This window comes from Gordonia araii NBRC 100433 (genome assembly GCF_000241265.1).
GTDB lineage: Bacteria > Actinomycetota > Actinomycetes > Mycobacteriales > Mycobacteriaceae > Gordonia > Gordonia araii.
Window position 1 is genome coordinate 52,957 of the sequence record NZ_BAEE01000064.1, and the last position, 16,356, is coordinate 69,312.

The following is a 16,356-nucleotide window of genomic DNA, read 5'->3' on the forward strand; positions in this document are numbered from 1 at the left end:
CAACCTCATTTCACGGCCTCAGCGCGGCCTCGACCTCGTCGCGGACAGCCTCACACGCGGCTCGCAGCGCTGCGACATCCGGCCCGGAGCGCAACACGCCTCGCGAGCTGGCGGGCAACAGCCAGCGCTGATCGGCGCCGGCGAACAGTTCGGCCAGCTCGGCCGCGGTCGCGCCCTGTGCGCCCAATCCAGGCGCCAGAATCACCCCGCCCAAGCCGGTCAGGTCGAGCCCATGAGCGCGAGTCGCGCCCACCACGACGCCCGCGGTCGCACTGCCGTCGAGATTGGCCGCCGCGGCCTCATCGACGATCGCCTGTCCGACGCTCCTCCCCCGTTCCTGGGCGAGTTGGATCTCCCCACCCTCGGGGTTGGACGTGCGGGCGAGAACGATCACCGCGCGCTCGGTCGTCCGCGCCTGGACGATCGCGGGTTCCAGCGACCCGAATCCGAGATAGGGCGACGCCGTGACCGCGTCGGCGCACAGGGGGGATTCCTCGGCGAGCCACGCCCGGGCGTACGCGGCCATCGTCGAGCCGATGTCACCCCGTTTTGCGTCGGCGAGCACGAGTGCTCCGGCATCGCGGCAACCCGCGATGACCCGCTCCAGCGCGGCGAAACCGGCCGACCCGAACGCCTCGAAGAAGGCGACCTGGGGTTTGATCACCGCCGCGGTCGGGCCGAGCGCTTCCACGCAGATGTCGCCGAAGCGGGCGAGCCCCTGCGCGGACACGGGCAGCCCCCAACTGGCCAGAAGCTCCGGATGGGGGTCGATGCCCGCACACAGCCGCCCCCGCGCGGCGACCGCCGCGCGATAGCGGGACGCGAATCCGGTCACCGCGCCCCGACCCGGGGGCTGTTCACCAGGGCAGCGTGCAGATTCTGCAGCGAGTTCACGCCGAGCTCCCCGGTGAGGATCGCCTCGATTCCCTGGATCGCCGCGCTCGCGCCCTGCACGGTGGTGATGCACGGGATCGTCGCGCTCACCGCCGCGGTCCGGATCTCATAGCCGTCGACGCGCGGCCCGGAGTTCCCGAACGGGGTGTTGATGACCATGGCCACCTCGCCGTCGCGGATCTGGTCCACGATCGAGCGTTCGCCCGCCGCCACCTCGGGATCGGAGTGCTTGCGGACCCGCGTGCATTCGATTCCGTTGCGCCGCAACATGTCTGCGGTGCCCTCGGTGGCGAAGATCTCGAAACCGAGGTCGGCGAGACGCTTCACCGGGAACAGCAGGGCACGCTTGTCCTTGTTGGCGACCGAGACGAAGACCGCCCCTTCGCGCGGCAGCGAACCGTAGGCAGCGGTCTGGGATTTGGCGAACGCGCGGCCGAAATCGGCGTCGATGCCCATCACCTCGCCCGTTGACTTCATCTCCGGGCTCAGCAGCGAATCGACCCCCGTCCCGTCGGCGCGACGGAACCGGTGGAACGGAAGCACCGCCTCCTTCACTGCGATCGGCGCGTTGACCGGGGTGTTCCCGCCATCCCCCGAGGCCGGCAGCAGCTGGGTATTGCGCAACTCGGCGATGGACTCCCCCATCATGACGCGGGCACAGGCCTTGGCCAGGGGCACCGCGGTGGCCTTCGAGACGAAGGGCACGGTCCGGCTGGCCCTGGGGTTGGCCTCCAGGACGTAGAGGATGTCGTCCTTGAGCGCGTACTGCACGTTGATGAGGCCGCGCACGCCGATGCCGTGCGCCAACGCCTCGGTGGCCTTGCGCACCGCCTCCAGATCGGATCGGCCGAGGGTGACGGGCGGGAGCGCGCAGGCCGAGTCGCCCGAGTGGATTCCGGCTTCCTCGATGTGCTCCATGATCCCGCCGAGGTAGACCTCGGTGCCGTCGCACAAGGCGTCGACGTCGATCTCCACCGCGTCTTCCAGGAAGCGGTCGACGAGCACCGGATGATCGGGGGTCAGTTCGGTGGCGCGCGAGATGTAGTCGCGCAGCGAGTCCTCGTCGTAGACGATCTCCATGCCGCGCCCGCCGAGGACGTAGGAGGGCCGGACCAGAACGGGATAGCCGATTCGTCCAGCGACCTCGCGGGCCTCGTCGACGCTGGTGGCCGTGCCGAAGGCCGGGGCCGGGAGCCCGGCCGAGGTGAGGACCTTGCCGAACTCGCCGCGATCCTCGGCGAGGTCGATCGCTTCGGGGCCGGTGCCGACGATGGGCACGCCGGCGGCGGCGAGGCGGTGCGCCAACCCGAGCGGGGTCTGGCCGCCGAGCTGCACGATGACGCCGGCAACGGTGCCCGACTCGGACTCGGCGCGGTAGACCTCCAGCACGTCCTCGAAGGTGAGGGGCTCGAAGTAGAGCCGGTCGGCGGTGTCGTAATCGGTGGACACCGTCTCCGGGTTGCAGTTGACCATCACCGTCTCGTACCCGGCCTGCGAGAGGGTCATCGCGGCGTGCACGCACGAGTAGTCGAATTCGATGCCCTGACCGATGCGGTTGGGACCCGAGCCCAGGATCAGCACCTTGGGGCGCTCGGTCTGGGGCGCGACCTCGCTGGTCGCCGCCGGATCGAGCTCATATGTCGAGTAGTGGTACGGCGTCTTCGCTTCGAACTCGGCCGCACAGGTGTCCACGGTCTTGTAGACCGGGTGCACACCCAGGCGGTCCCGCAGCGCCGCGACGGCCGCCTCCCCGCCCAATTCGGCATCGCCGGCTGCGGCGCGCAGCGCGGCGATCTGACGGTCGGACAGACCGGTGGTCTTGGCCAGCCGCAGCAGAGCCTCGTCGACGGTTTCGGCGTCGCGCACCTGAGCGCCCGCCTCGCCGATCCACGCGATCTCGGCGAGGAACCACGGGTCGATCGCGGTGGCCTCGTAGAGCTGTTCGATGCTGGCCCCGGCGTCGAGCGCCAGCATGATGTCGTAGAAGCGGCCGTCCTTGGGGGTACGGACCTTATCCAGCAGCGCGGGCACGTCGACATCGGCCGGATCGGGCCGGTCGGCTTCGGTCCAGAATCCGCCGGCCTTGGTCTCCAGCGATCGCAACACCTTCCCGAACGCCTCGGCGAAACTGCGCCCGAGGCTCATCGCCTCGCCCACCGACTTCATCGTCGTGGTCAGCGTGTCGTCGGCCCCGGGGAACTTCTCGAAGGCGAACCGCGGCGCCTTCACCACGACGTAGTCGAGAGTCGGCTCGAAGCAGGCCGGGGTCTCCTTGGTGATGTCGTTGACGATCTCGTCGAGGCTGTAGCCGATGGCCAGCTTGGCGGCGATCTTGGCGATCGGGAAGCCGGTGGCCTTGGAGGCGAGAGCCGACGACCGGGATACGCGCGGGTTCATCTCGATCACGACGAGCCGGCCGTCGCGCGGGTCCTGGGCGAACTGGATGTTGCAGCCGCCGGTGTCGACGCCGACCTCGCGCAGGATCGCGATCGACAGGTCGCGCATCCGCTGGTATTCGCGGTCGGTGAGGGTCATGGCCGGGGCGACGGTCACCGAGTCGCCGGTGTGCACGCCGACCGGATCGACATTCTCGATGGAGCACACGACCACCACGTTGTCCCGGTGGTCCCGCATCAGTTCGAGTTCGTACTCCTTCCACCCGAGGATCGACTCCTCGATGAGGACGTTGGCGGTCGGCGACGCCGCTAGACCGCCACCGGCGATTCGGTCGAGGTCCTGCTCGTCGTACGCCATTCCGGACCCGAGCCCGCCCATCGTGAACGACGGGCGCACGACGACCGGGTATCCGAGTTCGGCGACGGTGTCGCGGACCTCGTCCATGGTGTGGCAGACGCGCGAACGCGCGCTCTCACCGCCCACCGCGGCAACGATGTCCTTGAACATCTGGCGGTCCTCGCCGCGCTGGATGGCGTCGAAGTCGGCACCGATCAGCTCGATGCCGTAGCGCTCCAGGGAGCCGCGTTCGTGCAGGGCGACCGCGGTGTTGAGCGCGGTCTGGCCGCCCAGGGTGGCGAGCACCGCGTCGATCGGATGCCCCGCGTCGCGCTCGGCCTCGATGACCTTCTCGACGAACTCCGCGGTGATCGGCTCGACGTAGGTCGCGTCGGCGAACTCGGGGTCCGTCATGATCGTCGCCGGGTTCGAGTTGACCAGCGAGACGCGCAGCCCCTCGGCCTTCAGCACTCGACAGGCCTGGGTGCCCGAGTAGTCGAATTCGCACGCCTGGCCGATCACGATCGGGCCGGACCCGATGACCAGGACGTGGTTGAGATCAGAACGGCGTGGCATCAGGCTTTCTCCATCGCGGTGGCGAACTTGTCGAAGAGGTCGGCGGCGTCGTGCGGGCCGGCGGCGGCCTCGGGGTGGTACTGGACCGAGAAGGCGCGGCCGTCGAGCAGTTCGACGCCTTCGACCGTCCCGTCGTTGGCGCACACGTGGCTGACGCGGGCCCGACCGAAGTCGGTGTCGAACTCCTCACCCGCCTCGCCTTCGAGGGCGAAACCGTGGTTCTGGGAGGTGATCGCGGCTCGGCCCGTGGCCAGGTCGAGGACCGGGATGTTGATGCCGCGGTGCCCGAAGCGCATCTTGTACGTATTCCGCCCGAGGGCCCGGCCCAGGATCTGGTTGCCGAAGCAGATGCCGAACAGCGGGTATCCGGCGTCGATGACCGACCTGGTGAGTTGCACGGCGGCGTCGGCGGTGGCGGGGTCGCCCGGGCCGTTGGAGAGGAAGACTCCGTCGGGCTTGAGGTCGGCGATCGCGTCCAGACCGGTGCCGACCGGCAGGACGTGGACTTCGATCCCGCGCTGAGCGAGCATCCGGGGCGTATTCGCCTTGATGCCGAGATCGAGCGCCGCAACCCGGAAACGGACCGGCCCGTCCGGCTTGACGACATACGGGCTCGCCGTGCTGACTTCGGCGGACAGGTTCGCGCCGGCCATCGGCGGCTGCGCGGCGACCCGGGCCAGCAACTCCTCGTCGTCGGCCAGCGCGGTGCCGGAGAAGACCCCGGCCCGCATCGAACCGTGGTCGCGCAGGACGCGGGTCACCGCACGGGTGTCGATACCGGCGATGCCGACGATTCCCTGTTCGCGCAGCTGGTCGTCGAGGTTGCCGGTGGCCCGCCAGTTGGACACCCGCCTGGTCGGATTGCGCACGGCGTAGCCCGCCACCCAGATCTTGCCCGGATCCGGGCCGTTGCCGACGTTCAGGCGGCTCTCGCCGTCTTCGTCGTTCCACCCGGTGTTCCCGATCTGCGGTGCGGTCGCGACGAGGATCTGCCGGTGGTAGCTCGGGTCCGTGAGCGCTTCCTGGTAGCCGGTCATCGCCGTGCAGAAGACGGCCTCGCCGAGGGTCTCGCCGACGTCACCGAACTCGAGGCCGGTGAACACCTGGCCGTTCTCCAGTACCAGTTTTGCCGTGTTGCTCATCAATCTGCTCACTCTGCTGCGTTCGGGTCGGTGGGTTCTGCGGTGCCGGGGAAGGCCACCAGCCAGTGCGGGTAGACGGCCTTGTCATCGGCGCGGATGGCGGTGGTCACGCCCGCCCGGGAGGGCAGCGTCCAGTCGAAGGCGAGGATGCCTCCGGCGTGCATGACCTTGCTCGCGGCACGGTTGGTGGTCCGGACGGCCACCAGATCGTCGCGCGGAATCCAAATCGTCGCCGCGCCGCGCCGCTCGATCGCCACCCCGTGGGTGTAGCCCGTGGCCGTCGCCGGTGCCCGGTCGCCGACGTCGTCGACCTGGACGCGGTCGATCCAGTTCTCGACGCGGGTCGTCCCCAGATACAGGCACTCGGTCGGTCCGACGACGAACTCACCCGGATCCGCCGGCGGGGCGGGAAAGGACCCGAACTCGGCGAGTTGCTGTTGTCCGCGGCGCTGCCGACCGGTGAAGAAAAGCCAGATCAGCCACCCGATGAAGATCAGGAACAGCGCGACCAGCGCCAGGAAGACGATGTTGAAGACGAGGGCCCCGGTACTCACCAGCGCACCTCCCCGCCGAGCTGGGTGATGCGGCCGCGCAGCAGCGTCGCGGTGATGGTCGCGGGCATGGTCATGCCGCCGTACGGCGTGTTCTGCGACTTACTCGCGAGATCGGTCGGCACCACCTCCCACGAGGCGGTCGGGTCGATCAGCGCGAGGTTGGCGGGCTCGCCGACGGCGATGGGCCTCCCCTGGTCGGGCAGTCCCACGATCTCGGCGGGCCGTTCGCTCATCACGCGCGCGACACCCCGCCAGTCGAGCAGGCCGGGCTCGACCATGGTGTCGACGAGGATCGGCAGCGCCGTCTCCAGTCCGAGCATTCCCGGTCGGGCCGCGGCGAACTCGCAGCACTTGTCCTGCATCGCGTGTGGCGCGTGATCGGTGGCGACGCAGTCGATGACCCCGTCGGCGAGAGCAGCGCGCAGCGCCTCGGCGTCGCTGGCCTCTCGCAGCGGTGGGTTCACGCGGTTGAGGCCGTCGTAGGTGCCGAGCCGCTCGTCGGTGAGCAACAGATGGTGCGGTGTCACCTCGGCGGTGATCGAGATGCCCTGCGCGCGAGCCCAATTCACCAGCTCGACCGTGCCGGCGGTCGAGGCGTGGCAGATGTGGACGCGGGCGCCGGCGTCGCGGGCGAGCAGCGCGTCGCGGGCGACGATGGATTCTTCGGCGGCGCGCGGCCAGCCGGTGAGGCCGAGCCTGGCGGCCGTCGGACCCTCGTGGGCGACGGCGCCGACGGTGAGCCTCGGCTCCTCGGCGTGCTGGGCGATCAGCACTCCCAGCCCGGTCGCGTATTCCAGGGCGCGTCGCATGACCAGCGGATCGTCGACGCACTTGCCGTCGTCGCTGAACATCTTCACCCGGCCGACTCCGGCGGCCATCATGCCCATCTCGGCGAGCTGGCGCCCTTCCAGGCCGACAGTGACCGCGCCGACCGGGTGGACGTCGACCAGCCCGACCTCCTGCCCGGCGCGATAGACGTTGTCGGTGATCGTGGCGTTGTCGGCGACCGGGTCGGTGTTGGCCATCGCGAACACTGCGGTGTAGCCGCCTCGCGCCGCGGCGGCCGAGCCGGTGGCGATGGTCTCGGTGTCTTCGCGCCCGGGCTCGCGCAGGTGCGTATGCAGGTCGACGAATCCGGGCAGCGCGATAGCGCCCCCGGCGTCGACCACCTCGGCGTTCTCCGGGGCTGTCAGGCCGGCACCGATCTCGCCGATCACCCCGTCGACGATCGCGATGTCGGTCTCGTCGCCGCCGTAGGGCCGCACGCGGCGCAACAGCACGGGCGCACCCTTTCGCTCGAGCGTCATGAACTCGCCTCCACCTGCTGGTCTCCTCGCTGTTGTTCCGGATCGATGCCGACGAGCAGCCGCAGCAGGACCGCCATGCGGACGTGGACGCCGTTGCGCACCTGTTCGAGGACCGTCGCCTGTGGCGCGTCGGCGACCGAGTAGCCGATCTCCATGCCGCGCAGCATCGGGCCGGGGTGCAGCACGACGGCGTTCTCGTCGAGCAGCCGCAGCCGGTCGTCGTTCAGGCCGTAGCGCACGGAGTATTCGCGCGGGCTCGGGAAGAACGCGCCGTTCATCCGCTCGGCTTGCACGCGCAGCATCATGACCGCGTCGGCGGAGGGCAGTTGCGCGTCGAGTTCGTGGGCGATCGTCACCGGCCAGGTCTCCACCCCGGCGGGCAACAGCGTGGGCGGAGCGACGAGGACGACCTCGGCCCCCAGCGTCGAGAGCAGGTGGGCGTTGGAGCGGGCGACCCGGGAGTGCACGATGTCGCCGACGATCACGACGCGCCGCCCGTCGATCCCGCCGAGGCGCTGCCGCAGGGTGAGCGCGTCGAGCAACGCCTGGGTCGGGTGCTCGTGCGTGCCGTCGCCGGCGTTGATGACGGCCGGGCCCGTCAGCGCTCCCGATTCGTCGCGTTCAGAGGTCCACTCCGCGATCTGATGCGCGGCGCCCGAGCTCGGGTGCCGCACGATCAGGGCGTCGGCGCCCGCTGCGTGCAAAGTCTTGGCGGTGTCCCGCAGGGACTCCCCCTTGCCCGCGGACGAACCGGTGGCACTGACGTTGATCACGTCGGCGCTCATCCACTTCCCGGCGACCTCGAAGGACACCCGGGTGCGCGTCGAGTTCTCGTAGAAGACCGTCATCACGGTGCGGCCGCGCAGCGTGGGGAGCTTGCGGATCTCACGGCCGAGCAGCGCTTGGGCGAAGCCGTCGGCGTCGTCGAGGATCCCGAGCGCGTCGTCGCGGGAAAGGTCGGCGGTGGACAGCAGATGCCGCATCAGGCGCTCCCCTCGCCCGTCGACCGGGCCGATGCCAAGACGACCTCGTCGACCCCGTCGGTCTCGGCGAAGTGGACGGCGACGTCCTCGTCGCGGGCGGTCGGAAGATTCTTCCCGACATAGTCGGCGCGGATCGGCAGTTCGCGGTGGCCGCGGTCTACGAGGACGGCCAACTGGACGGTTGCCGGCCGGCCGAGGTCGCGCAGGCCGTCGAGCGCCGCTCGTACCGTGCGCCCGGAGTAGAGCACGTCGTCGACCAGGATGACGTGGGCGTTGTCGATTCCGCCCGGGGGCACGGCCGTGCGCTCCAGCGGCCGATGCGGCTGCGCGCGCAGATCGTCGCGGTACAGCGTGATGTCGAGGAAGCCGGTGGGGATCTCGATGCCGGAGTATTCGGCGATCCGCGCCGCGAAACGCTTTGCCAGGATCGGGCCGCGAGTCGGAATGCCGAGGAGGACGACGTTCTTGTCGCCGTCGTCGTCGAGCGCGGTCTTCTCGATGATCTGGTGCGCGATCCGGGCGATCGTCCGATTCACGTCCGAGCTGTCGAGCAAAACCCTGCGGGCAGCGCTGGTCAAAGCAGCCGACCTCCTTCTCCGCCTCACGGGACGGATCGTTAAAGGATGTCTGTCGGCTACGAGGCTACACGGTGCCGGCTCAGCCTCGTCCGCGAGTGGCCGATTTCGCGGTGAGCACCGTCAGGTTGGGACTCTGGAACTCGGTGGCGAGGACGAGGCCGGTGCGTGGGTCGACGGCCACCGTGTGCGGGCGCCGGGCGGTCGGTACGGTGGCGACGACCCGGTCGCTGTCCAGGTCGATCACCGTGATGGACCGCTTGAACAGGTTCGCCGTGTAGGCCAGTCGGCGCTGCGCGTCGATGGCCACGTTCACCGGCGTCGTACCGGTCCTGATCCGCTTCGCCACGGTCAGCGTGTCCGGGTCGATCACCGCGATCTCACCGGTCGCGAAGCTGGCCGCGTAGACGCGGCCGGTCGCGGGATCGACCGACGGCCGGGAGTTCGGCGCGGTCGCGATCTTCTTGACGACGGCGTTGGTCTTCGCGTCGATGACCGCGACGTAGTTGGTCTTCTTCGCCTTGGTGTCGGCGTTGCCGACGTAGACGCGGCCGCGCCCCGGATCCACCGACAACAGCGATGGGCGGTAGACGCCCCGGATAACGGCCAGTTCGCCCCGCGTCGCCGTGTCGACGACCATCACCGCGTCGGCGTTGCTGTTGGCGATGTACGCGCGCCCCGACACCGGGTCGGCGGCGACGCCCATCACGTGTTTGAGCGGGATGCTCGTACGGATCATGTCGCTCGGTCGCGCCCGCGTCGCACCCATGTCGACGATGGCCGCGCCGCCGGCACGGGCGCTGGTGGTCAGGACCCGGCCACGCGCGGGATCGACCGCGAGACCGACCGGCACCTGCGGCATCGGAACCGTCAACGGGCCCATCGTCGTGCGGCCGTTGGGCAACGGTGCGTAGTCGATCGTGCGCTTCACCCGTCGGGAATCCAGGTTGACCACCGCCACCTTGGGTCGGAGCTGGTGCGGGTAAGGCACGACGGCGCCGACGGTGTCGTCCTTTTGGTTGTAGTCGTCGCCGTCGGCGATGAACACGGACCGGCGGCCCGGATCGATCGCCAGTTCGGCCCCCTCCGTCACCCCCGCCGGAATCGACGCGACGTTGTACGCGCCGCCCGGCGCGGCGCCCGACATCGGTGACGCCGCGACAAGCGAGAGCACCGGCACCAGGCCGGCAACGAGAACAGGTGGCAGGCAACGGCTTTGCATGATCCCCCTCAGTGTCATTTCATGAGGGTAACAGTAAGGTTAGCGCACCCTAACTTCGCTGTGGGTGATCTGCGTCATGGATCTGAAGCCATCCACATCACGAGCGTCGAACCCGGCACACTTCGCTGGCCACAACGTGCGCGCTGGCAGGAATCCCTACCCGTAGGTTCTCCGCCGCAGTTCGTGGCGAGGAACCTACCTCTGGCGCCTTGCCGCAGCTCGGTAGCAAGGCCACCACCAAAGCGACAAGACCGGCAAGGCTCCGTCGTACTGAAGGAGCGTGAGTGGAGATGGGCATCATCAAGGCAATCGCCCTGCCGTCGCCGGCGCGGCGAGTGTTTGATCGATCTTCACGCCTCGTCGCCGGGCTCCTGCGGCTGGGCGGCGGCGGCCGCGCGCACCTGCGGCGCGAGTTCGGCGATCTTGGCCAGCACACCGTTGACGAAGGCCGGCGAGTTGTCCGTCGACAGTTCTTTGGCGAGTTGGACGGCCTCGTCGACGATCACGACGGGGTCGACGTCGTCGGCGTTGAACAGCTCCCACGCCGCGAGGCGCAAGATCGCCCGGTCCACGGCGGGCAGGCGGTCGAGCTGCCATTTGTCCAGGTGCGACGAGATGACCGCATCGATCTGCGCGGCATCGCCGGTGACGCCCTTGACCGCCCTCTCGGTGTAATCGTGGATCGTTCCGACGCTGTCGTCGACGACGAAGATGCGACGTCGCTGGTCGATCAGTTCCAGCGGCGAGACGCCCTTGGCCTCGGCTTCGAACAGCAGATCCACCGCGCGGTTGCGCGCTTTGTGGCGGGTACCGGAATGTTTCACTTCGGCCTGTGTCGATCCGGGCTAGGAGTTGACGCGACCGAGGTAGCTGCCGTCGCGCGAGTCGACCTTCAGCTTGTCACCAGTGTTGATGAACAGCGGCACGTTGATCTCGGCGCCGCTCTCCATGGTGGCGGGCTTGGTGCCGCCGGTCGAGCGGTCGCCCTGCAGCCCCGGGTCGGTGTGGGTGACCACCATTTCGACGGTGACGGGCAGCTCGATGAACAGCGGCACGCCCTCGTTGAGCGACACCTGGACGGTCATGTTCTCCAGCAGAAAGCGAGCGCCGTCGCCGACGGTGGCTGGCGGGATCGAGAACTGCTCGTAGTCCGTCGTGTCCATGAAGACGTAGTCGGTGCCGTCGTTGTAGAGGTAGGTCATGTCGCGGCGGTCGACGGTAGCCGTCTCCACCTTCACACCGGCGTTGAAGGTCTTGTCCACGATCTTGCCGGAGAGGACGTTCTTGATCTTGGTGCGCACGAAGGCCGGGCCCTTGCCGGGCTTGACGTGCTGGAACTCCAAGATCTGCCACAGCTGGTTGTCAATCTTCAGCACGAGGCCGTTCTTGAAATCCGCAGTCGTCGCCATGGGCGTGCCTTTCTGTAGTGCTATCGAGCTGGCTGGTCCGTCCTGAGCGGTCCGTCGGCGGTCGCTCAATCCAGGACGGTGAATGTCCGGTCGGTCGCAGTCAGTATCCGGCAGGGCCCGTCGGACACGACAATCGTGTCCTCGATACGGACTCCGCCGCGTCCGGGCAGGTAGACCCCGGGTTCCACCGTGACGACTGCGCCGTCAAGCAGTGTACCCGTCGCCCTCGCGTTCACCGACGGGGCTTCGTGGATCTGCAGCCCGACCCCGTGACCGAGCCCGTGCACGAACTGCTCCTCGTACCCGGCCGCGGCAATCACCGATCGCGCCGCACCATCGACCTCGGCCGTTTCCGCGCCCGCACGCGCGGCCGTGCGGCCCGCTTCCGCGGCATCGGCGACCAGCTCGTATACGTCGCGCTGCCACGGCCGGGCCCGGCCGAGCACGTAGGTACGCGTCATATCGGAGTGATAGCCGCGCACGACTGCCCCGAAATCGAGCTTCACGAAGTCGCCCTCGGCGAGTACGGCGGTGGTCGGCCGGTGGTGCGGAACGGCGGAGTTGGGCCCGGCCGCGACGATCGTTTCGAAAGCGATCGCGTCCGCGCCCCGGGCGTACATCGCCCATTCGAGATCGCGCGCCACCTCGCGTTCGGTCCGCCCCGGCACGATCAGCCGGTCCGCGATGAGCTGGGCGAGCGCGTCGTCGGCCACCGCGCAAGCCGCGGCGATCGCCGCTATCTCGTCCTCGTCCTTGACTTCCCGCAGACCTTCTACCAACCCCGCCGTCGGCACCGCCAGCACTTCTGCCGCTGCCTCGCGCAGATCGGTCATCTGGGCCACGGTCACGGTGCCGGCTTCGATTCCGACGCGGCGTGCTCCGGCGGCAGCCGCGCGTTCGATCAGCTCCCCGGCGACCTCGCGGGCGGTGACCAGCGACAGATCGCCGGCCTGCTCCCCCACCTGCACCGTGTACCGGCCGTCGGTGCTGATCAGGTCGGCACGGTCGGACGACGGATCCGCCCACACCAGCACGGCACCGTTGGAGCCGGTGAACCCCGAGAGGTAGCGGACGTTGACCAGATCGGTCACCAGCACGGCGTCGAGACCGTCGTCGACGGCGAGCATCGCCGCGCGCAATCGCTCGCGGCGGGTGCCTTCGGGCCTGGTGTTTGACGCGGCAGTAGTCACGTTCGCCACGCTAGCCCAACCCTGTGATTGGTTTCACGACCGTCGACCGGTAACCTTGCTGACCATGAGTTCGTGGATGCTGCGCGGCCTGTTGATGGGCGCGGTCGTGACTGTTGGTTGGGTCCTCGTGGGCGCCTTGATGGGCGTGACGCCGACGATCGGCACCGCGTGGAAGGTGATCGCACTGGCGATCATCGTGCTGACCGCGATCATCTGGGGTGGCTACGACGGCATTCGTGATGCGCGCGCCAACCCCGACCCCGATGACTACGCCGACCTCACGATGGTGTGGCTCAAGGCGGGCTTCCTGGCGGCCTTCATCGCCGTTGTAGTCGGCTGGGTCGTCGGCACCCTGTTCGTCCCCGGTATGGGCGTGAGCAGCATCTTCATTGCGCTCACCGCGGGAATTTCGTCGCTCACCCTGTTCGTCTACGTTCCGGCCTTCGCCGGCGTCGCCATCGGCCGTTGGCTGGTGCGCCGCGAGGACCGCAAGGGCGCGCAGACGGCCGACAACCTCGACCTGCCGGCTCAGTCCGCGGCCGCCACGGCCGAATAAGCCGCGGCGATCAACGCCGGGTCCGGCCCCTCGAGTCGTCCCGGCTTGGCCAAGCCGTCCAGTACGACGAACCGCAGCACGCCCGAGCGGTTCTTCTTGTCGCCCGCCATTCCCTCCATTAGATCGCCGAGCGCGTCGGCGTCGTACGTGGTGGGTAGGCCGATCAACTCGAGCACGCTGCGGTGCCGGTCGGCGGTGTCGTCATCGAGCCGCCCGGCCAGTCGCGCCAGCTCAGCCGCGAACACGAGGCCCACCGAGACCGCGGCACCGTGGCGCCAGCGGTACCGTTCGCGACGCTCGATGGCGTGGCCCAGCGTGTGCCCGTAATTGAGGATCTCCCGCAAGGAGGATTCCTTCAGGTCGGCCGACACGACGTCGGCCTTCACCTGTACCGACCGGCGGATCAACTCGGGCAACACTTCCCCCGAAGTGTCGAGCGCCGCCGTCGGATCGGCCTCGATCAGGTCGAGAATCGTCGGGTCGGCGATGAATCCCGTCTTGATGACCTCCGCCATGCCGGCGATGACCTCGTTGGGGGGGACGGTCTCCAGCGTGGCGATGTCCACGAGGACGGCATCGGGCTCGTGGAACGATCCGACCAGGTTCTTACCCGCGTCGGTGTTGATTCCCGTCTTGCCGCCCACCGCTGCGTCGACCATGGCCAGCAGGGTGGTCGGAATGTGGATGACGCCGATCCCCCGCATCCACGTCGCGGCGACGAAGCCCGCCAGGTCGGTGGCGGCGCCGCCGCCAAGGCTGATGATCTTGTCGTTGCGCTTCAGCCCGATGCGGCCGCACACATCCCAGCAGAAGGCCGCGACCTGCAGGTCCTTCCCGGCTTCCGCGTCGGGGATCTCGACGCGATGGGCGTCGAACCCCTTGTCCGCGAGGAAGGCTCGGATCTGTTCGGCGGTGGACTGGAGGGTCGGCTGGTACAGGATGGCCACCGAATCGGCTCCCTGCGCCGCGCGGGCAACGTCGTCGAGCAATCCGCGGCCGATGACGACCTCGTAGGGGGATGCGGCGTTGACACCGATCCGGACTGGCTCGGTCATGACTCGTTGTCCTTTCGGAGTGCGGTGAGGATCGCGTCGACGACGGTGTCGACCGGCTGGTCGGCGTCGACGGTGACGGCGGCGACCGTCTCGTAGAGCTCGGCGCGTTCGGCGAGCAGCTGGGCGTACGTGTCGCGTGGCTCGGGGCCGGCCAGCAGCGGCCGATCGGAGCCCTCGACTCTGCGGAAGCCGTTCTCGGCCGTGATCCGCAGGTGTACGACCGGCCCGCCGGTCAGGGCGGCGCGGATGGCCGGCACCGTGACCGAGCCGCCGCCCAGCGCGACGACTCCGTCGAAGTCCGCCAGCACGCGGGTCACGGTGGCCAGTTCGAGTTCACGGAAGGCGGCTTCGCCGTCCTCGGTGAAGATCGATGCGATGGTGCGGCCGGTGCTGCGCTCGAGTTCGGCATCGGTGTCGAGGAACCGGACGCCGAGACGCTCCGCCACCGCGCGGCCGACCGTGGACTTGCCGGCACCCATGAACCCGGTGAGTACGACGGCCGGCGCGGTCCGAGCGCTCATGGGCGAGGCGGTCGGGCCGCGATCCGCTCGAGGTACGTACGGAGATTGGAGGCGGTTTCGCCGATGGAGTCGCCGCCGAACTTCTCCAGCAGCGCTTGGGCGACCACCAGCGAGACCATCGCCTCGGCGACGACACCGGCCGCCGGCACCGCGCACACGTCGGAGCGCTGATGGATGGCGCTGGCCGTCTCCCCGGTCGCCATGTCGACGGTGGACAGCGCACGCGGAACGGTGGAAATCGGCTTCATCGCGGCGCGAACCCGCAGATCCTGCCCGTTGGTCATCCCGCCCTCCAGGCCGCCGGCACGATTGGTCGACCGCGTGACACCGTCCGGGCCGGGCACCATCTCGTCGTGCGCCTGACTGCCGCGGCGACGCGCGGTTCGGAAGCCGTCGCCGACCTCGACCCCCTTGATCGCCTGAATGCCCATCAGTGCCGCTGCTAGGCGGGCGTCGAGCCTGGTCTCACCGCTGATGTGGGAACCCAGGCCGATGGGGACGTTCGTGGCGACCACCTCGACCACGCCGCCCAGCGTGTCGCCGTCCTTCTTCGCCGCCTCGATCTCGGCGATCATGGATGCCTCGGCCGCTTCCCCGAAGGCACGCACCGGGCTCTCGTCGATCGCGGCGAGATCGGCCGGACCGGGCGCCGGGCCGTCGTACGGGTCACTGGCACCGATCGAGATCACATGGGAGACGATCTCGATTCCGGCGACCTGGCTCAAGAAGCGTCGCGCCACGGTCCCGGCGGCGACGCGCGCGGCTGTCTCCCGGGCGCTCGCGCGTTCCAGGATCGGCCGAGCGTCGTCGAAGCCGTACTTGAGCATTCCCGAGTAGTCGGCATGCCCCGGCCGGGGACGGGTCAGCGGCGCGTTGCGCGCGCTGGATTCCAACTCGGCGTCGTCGACCGGGTCCGGCGCCATCACCTGTTCCCACTTGGGCCACTCGGTGTTGCCGATCTCGATGGCGATGGGGCTGCCCAACGTGACGCCGTGGCGCAGACCGGCGAGGAGGGTCACCTCGTCGGCCTCGAACTTCATCCGGGCACCGCGGCCATAGCCCAGGCGGCGACGTGCCAATTGTTCGGCGATATCGGCCGAGGTCACTTGGACCCCGGCGACCATTCCCTCGACGAGTGCCACGAGGGCACGTCCGTGTGATTCTCCAGCGGTGATCCAGCGCAGCACGGTTCCCAATTCTTCCATGCGCGGCCTCGCCGCCCGAATCCAGCGTCACGCCGCGAGCACGGCGAGGGCCGCGACCCCGGCCAACGCCGGACCGTGCGGTCGTCGGGTGCGACGGTCGAGGACGAAGCCCGCTAGCCCGACCAGCTGAGCGACGCCCACCGCGGCCAGTGCGACAAGCGGATCGGCGACGAGTCCGCCGACGATGAACCCGAGCTTCACATCGCCTCCGCCGGCCTGCCCCGCAGCGTGTGCGCCGACGTACGGCAGCGCGGCCGCGGCCGCGGATGACAGCACCGCCGGCTCACCGGCGAGGGCGCCCGCGACCCCGCAGGTTATGACCGCCGCGATGCCGGGCCAGAGCACGACCAGCGGCAGCCGCCCGGTCCGCCGGTCGATCTCGCCGGCGACCAGCAACCACCCAGCGACGACCGGCTCCACGCCTCGATCATCCG

At 69.2% G+C, this 16,356-nt stretch carries 16 protein-coding genes; 1 reads left to right on the forward strand and 15 read right to left on the reverse strand.

Translation table 11 applies throughout. The annotated features are described in order from the left end of the window. Window positions 1–10: 10 nt before the first annotated feature. The 11 genes from pyrF to GOARA_RS14410 all read right to left on the reverse strand — a co-directional run bounded on the left by pyrF (window position 11) and on the right by GOARA_RS14410 (window position 12,585). Window positions 11–835, reverse strand: coding sequence for an orotidine-5'-phosphate decarboxylase (pyrF, locus tag GOARA_RS14360; protein ID WP_007323130.1), 825 nt, complete (start codon window positions 833–835; stop codon window positions 11–13). Continuing rightward, window positions 832–4,203 carry a carbamoyl-phosphate synthase large subunit gene (carB, locus tag GOARA_RS14365; protein ID WP_007323131.1) on the reverse strand — a complete coding sequence of 1,124 codons (3,372 nt, stop codon included), beginning with the start codon at window positions 4,201–4,203 and terminating at the stop codon, window positions 832–834. Before carB ends, pyrF begins: the two co-directional genes overlap by 4 nt. Then, window positions 4,203–5,345, reverse strand: coding sequence for a glutamine-hydrolyzing carbamoyl-phosphate synthase small subunit (gene carA / locus GOARA_RS14370; RefSeq protein ID WP_007323132.1), 1,143 nt, complete (start codon window positions 5,343–5,345; stop codon window positions 4,203–4,205). Before carA ends, carB begins: the two co-directional genes overlap by 1 nt. Before the next feature lie 8 nt (window positions 5,346–5,353). Next, window positions 5,354–5,899, reverse strand: coding sequence for a PH-like domain-containing protein (locus tag GOARA_RS14375; protein ID WP_007323133.1), 546 nt, complete (start codon window positions 5,897–5,899; stop codon window positions 5,354–5,356). Continuing rightward, window positions 5,896–7,206: a dihydroorotase gene (locus tag GOARA_RS14380; protein ID WP_007323134.1), complete on the reverse strand. Its 1,311-nt coding sequence runs from the start codon at window positions 7,204–7,206 to the stop codon at window positions 5,896–5,898. Before GOARA_RS14380 ends, GOARA_RS14375 begins: the two co-directional genes overlap by 4 nt. Then, entirely contained in the window at window positions 7,203–8,189 is a 987-nt protein-coding gene (locus GOARA_RS14385) for an aspartate carbamoyltransferase catalytic subunit (RefSeq protein ID WP_007323135.1), read from the reverse strand. Before GOARA_RS14385 ends, GOARA_RS14380 begins: the two co-directional genes overlap by 4 nt. Beyond that, window positions 8,189–8,767 carry a bifunctional pyr operon transcriptional regulator/uracil phosphoribosyltransferase PyrR gene (gene pyrR, locus GOARA_RS14390; RefSeq protein WP_007323136.1) on the reverse strand — a complete coding sequence of 193 codons (579 nt, stop codon included), beginning with the start codon at window positions 8,765–8,767 and terminating at the stop codon, window positions 8,189–8,191. The genes GOARA_RS14385 and pyrR overlap by 1 nt, the downstream gene beginning before the upstream one ends. Before the next feature lie 79 nt (window positions 8,768–8,846). Beyond that, window positions 8,847–10,004 carry a YncE family protein gene (locus GOARA_RS14395; protein WP_007323137.1) on the reverse strand — a complete coding sequence of 386 codons (1,158 nt, stop codon included), beginning with the start codon at window positions 10,002–10,004 and terminating at the stop codon, window positions 8,847–8,849. Between the two features lie 332 nt (window positions 10,005–10,336). Then, window positions 10,337–10,810 carry a transcription antitermination factor NusB gene (nusB, locus tag GOARA_RS14400; RefSeq protein ID WP_007323138.1) on the reverse strand — a complete coding sequence of 158 codons (474 nt, stop codon included), beginning with the start codon at window positions 10,808–10,810 and terminating at the stop codon, window positions 10,337–10,339. Window positions 10,811–10,831: 21 nt separating this feature from the next. After that, window positions 10,832–11,395: an elongation factor P gene (gene efp, locus GOARA_RS14405; protein WP_007323139.1), complete on the reverse strand. Its 564-nt coding sequence runs from the start codon at window positions 11,393–11,395 to the stop codon at window positions 10,832–10,834. 65 nt (window positions 11,396–11,460) lie between these two features. After that, window positions 11,461–12,585, reverse strand: a complete 1,125-nt coding sequence (locus GOARA_RS14410) for an aminopeptidase P family protein (protein ID WP_040523502.1) — start codon at window positions 12,583–12,585, stop codon at window positions 11,461–11,463. A 64-nt stretch (window positions 12,586–12,649) separates the two neighbouring features. Between GOARA_RS14410 and GOARA_RS14415 the strand changes: the two genes are divergently transcribed. Next, on the forward strand, window positions 12,650–13,141 hold the full coding sequence (locus GOARA_RS14415; RefSeq protein WP_050947298.1) for a B-4DMT family transporter: 492 nt from the start codon (window positions 12,650–12,652) through the stop codon (window positions 13,139–13,141). On the opposite strand, the gene aroB is transcribed toward GOARA_RS14415, so the two are convergent. From aroB to GOARA_RS14435, 4 genes are read right to left on the reverse strand one after another with little or no spacing between them, the layout of a single operon-like run. After that, window positions 13,114–14,196, reverse strand: a complete 1,083-nt coding sequence (gene aroB, locus GOARA_RS14420) for a 3-dehydroquinate synthase (RefSeq protein WP_007323142.1) — start codon at window positions 14,194–14,196, stop codon at window positions 13,114–13,116. The genes GOARA_RS14415 and aroB overlap by 28 nt on opposite strands. Continuing rightward, window positions 14,193–14,717, reverse strand: coding sequence for a shikimate kinase (locus GOARA_RS14425; protein WP_007323143.1), 525 nt, complete (start codon window positions 14,715–14,717; stop codon window positions 14,193–14,195). Before GOARA_RS14425 ends, aroB begins: the two co-directional genes overlap by 4 nt. Then, window positions 14,714–15,922, reverse strand: coding sequence for a chorismate synthase (gene aroC / locus GOARA_RS14430; RefSeq protein WP_007323144.1), 1,209 nt, complete (start codon window positions 15,920–15,922; stop codon window positions 14,714–14,716). Before aroC ends, GOARA_RS14425 begins: the two co-directional genes overlap by 4 nt. Before the next feature lie 27 nt (window positions 15,923–15,949). Beyond that, the gene (locus GOARA_RS14435; RefSeq protein ID WP_007323145.1) at window positions 15,950–16,342 is read right to left on the reverse strand and encodes a prepilin peptidase; all 393 of its coding nucleotides are present in this window, start codon (window positions 16,340–16,342) and stop codon (window positions 15,950–15,952) included. Window positions 16,343–16,356: the final 14 nt, after the last annotated feature.

Coding starts and splice junctions, on each gene's coding strand:
- GOARA_RS14385 (WP_007323135.1), bottom strand. CDS start 8,189: ATGCGGCATCTGCTGTCCACCGCCGACCTTTCCCGCGACGACGCGCTC.
- aroB (WP_007323142.1), bottom strand. CDS start 14,196: ATGACCGAGCCAGTCCGGATCGGTGTCAACGCCGCATCCCCCTACGAG.
- aroC (WP_007323144.1), bottom strand. CDS start 15,922: ATGGAAGAATTGGGAACCGTGCTGCGCTGGATCACCGCTGGAGAATCA.
- carA (WP_007323132.1), bottom strand. CDS start 5,345: ATGAGCAACACGGCAAAACTGGTACTGGAGAACGGCCAGGTGTTCACC.
- GOARA_RS14380 (WP_007323134.1), bottom strand. CDS start 7,206: ATGACGCTCGAGCGAAAGGGTGCGCCCGTGCTGTTGCGCCGCGTGCGG.
- GOARA_RS14415 (WP_050947298.1), top strand. CDS start 12,650: ATGAGTTCGTGGATGCTGCGCGGCCTGTTGATGGGCGCGGTCGTGACT.
- GOARA_RS14425 (WP_007323143.1), bottom strand. CDS start 14,717: ATGAGCGCTCGGACCGCGCCGGCCGTCGTACTCACCGGGTTCATGGGT.
- GOARA_RS14395 (WP_007323137.1), bottom strand. CDS start 10,004: ATGACACTGAGGGGGATCATGCAAAGCCGTTGCCTGCCACCTGTTCTC.
- efp (WP_007323139.1), bottom strand. CDS start 11,395: ATGGCGACGACTGCGGATTTCAAGAACGGCCTCGTGCTGAAGATTGAC.
- carB (WP_007323131.1), bottom strand. CDS start 4,203: ATGCCACGCCGTTCTGATCTCAACCACGTCCTGGTCATCGGGTCCGGC.